Annotated in this window: 3 protein-coding genes; all 3 read right to left on the reverse strand. The window is 65.5% G+C overall.

Features of this window, described 5'->3' with window-relative positions; genetic code table 11:
* Positions 1 to 125: 125 nt before the first annotated feature.
* Complete coding sequence (locus GTP44_RS26700) at positions 126 to 884, reverse strand: flagellar brake protein (protein WP_161021792.1); 759 nt, start codon at positions 882 to 884, stop codon at positions 126 to 128.
* Between the two features lie 15 nt (positions 885 to 899).
* Entirely contained in the window at positions 900 to 1232 is a 333-nt protein-coding gene (locus tag GTP44_RS26705; RefSeq protein ID WP_160990655.1) for an EscU/YscU/HrcU family type III secretion system export apparatus switch protein, read from the reverse strand.
* Positions 1229 to 2068, reverse strand: an 840-nt coding sequence (fliK, locus tag GTP44_RS26710) for a flagellar hook-length control protein FliK (RefSeq protein WP_161021793.1), incomplete at its 5' end; no start/stop codon positions are given. The genes fliK and GTP44_RS26705, both read right to left, overlap by 4 nt.

The raw sequence follows: 2068 nt of genomic DNA on the forward strand, positions 1-2068 counted from the left end.
TGATCAGTGCTGTCGTTCACAAACTGACGCATCTGATTTACGGTGTCATCCGTACTGGCAAGCCTTTCGACCCCAAATACTTATCGAAAAAGCTTGCCATTCAAGACGGTATCTGACACCGGTTTTTAAGTCAAGCCGGCGATGCGGGCGTTGCGTTCGCGCTCCAGCTTGGTGATGAAGCGTTGGACCGCCGACAGGTTGCCGCGCGAGATGTTGATGAACTCGCAGCCGAGCCGGCGGTTGGTTTTGTTGTTGAGCAGCGTCAGGTCCAGCGCGTTGCGCACCTGCAGCGTGGTCGTCACCGGGCCGATCTCCGGCAGGTCGATGCTGCAATCCGGGTATTCTTTGCCGATCGCTTGCCCCAACACCATTTTGTTGTCGAGGATGGCGATGCCGCCGCAGCTGATGTCGGCCAGCGGGAAGGTGGCCGGGCCGCCCAACGCCGCCGGTAGCGCTATCTGCACCCGGACCGGATTGGTCACCGGCGTGGCGATGCGGTAGAACTCGCGCCGCTGCAAACGGATCAGCGTGGTCGGGATGGCGATCTTGAACGCCGGATTGCCCTGGTAGGTCGTCATCTCCACCTGCTCGGCCGCGAACAGGATGCGCACCTTGTCGAGCGTGGTTTCAAACGATAGCCGGCGCGCCTTCAGTACCCGCTGGTTCTGCTCGGCGTCGATGGAACAGTCGAGAAAGACCGCGTTGGCCGCCTCGTCCACCGCCAGGATGGAGGTGACGCAGACATCGGCCTCGCCACCGATCAGCATGCGGATCAGCTGATTTTTTTCGCCGATGCCGCGCAGCAGGGCGTAGATCTCCCGGCGCGACTCGACTTCAAAATCGTGCCAGTTTTCCAAGTCCGCATCCTGAAGGTGTGAAAACATCTAGTGCCAGTCGAGTCAAGTTTCGGTCAGAGGGACGCTGGTGTCCGGCGCCGGAGGCTGCGGCAAACCAGCTTTTTGGGCTGCTTCGATATGATATAGCCACGCCAATAGTTCCGCAATCGTCCGATACAGCATGGGGGGAATTTGTTGATCCAAATCCACATCCATAAGCAGCGAGACAAGTTCCTTGGACTCGTGAATGGCCACGCCGGCTTCCTGCGCCACGTGGATAATCTGCTCGGCGACCAGGCCGCGCCCCTTGGCCACCACCTTGGGCGCCGGCTGGCCGCTGTCGTAGGCCAGCGCCACCGCCTGCTGCAGTGGCTTGCGTGGGGCGTCGTCGTTCATGGCGCGACCTCGTCGTCCTGGTCGATGCGCAGCGACGACAACTGGGCGCCGGCCGCCGCCAGCGCGCTTTCCAGCTGACCGGCCCAGGCGCGCAGCGTGTCGGCGCTGCCGGCATTGTCGGCCTGCACCTGGATGTGCACCTGTTCGCCGATCAGCGTCACCGCCGCCGACACCGCGCCCAGCAGCGGCAGGCGGAACCGCACGCCGCTGTGCCAGACCGGCTCGGTCTCGGCGTCGCTCTGGCCGCCGCCTTTGCCGCCCTCGCGGGCGTCGCGCCGCACTTCCCATTGCATTTGCTGCCCCGGCCAGGCCTGGCCGTTCCACAGCACGCGGCCCTGCTCGTGGGTGTGCAGTTGCTGATTGATCATTTGCGCGGCGCTCAGGTCGGGACCGCCGGCGGCGGCGCGGGCGACGCTTTCCTGGCCTTGCTGCAGCAGGCGCTGCATCTGCGGCTCGCGCATCAGGTCGGCCAGCGGACGCTCGCCCTTGACCCATTCGGCCACGTGGGATTCATAGAACAGGCCGCTCTTGGAGACGGTGTCCCGCAGTGTGTCGGCCAGTTCGGCGGTGTCCGGCGCGGCGTTGCCGAACAGCGCGGTCTTGCCGATCAGCGCCAGTTGCGCCATCTGGCCCGCCTGGCCGGCCATGGCGGTGCTCAGCACATTGGTCAGCACGCGGGCGGCGCTGCTCAGCGTTGCCTGCGGTGTGTTGGCGCCCAGTTCCGGTAACTCGTGCGACGGCGTCAGCGGCGCCTTGCCCAGCAGCGTCGCCGCCAGGCTGGGCGGTTTGGCGCCGTCCGCCGGCGCGGCCCCGCCCGGCGGCGGCTGGCCTGCGGC

The organism is Duganella lactea (assembly GCF_009857505.1).
Classification (GTDB): domain Bacteria; phylum Pseudomonadota; class Gammaproteobacteria; order Burkholderiales; family Burkholderiaceae_D; genus Rugamonas; species Rugamonas lactea.

Coding starts and splice junctions, on each gene's coding strand:
- GTP44_RS26700 (WP_161021792.1), bottom strand. CDS start 884: ATGTTTTCACACCTTCAGGATGCGGACTTGGAAAACTGGCACGATTTT.
- GTP44_RS26705 (WP_160990655.1), bottom strand. CDS start 1,232: ATGAACGACGACGCCCCACGCAAGCCACTGCAGCAGGCGGTGGCGCTG.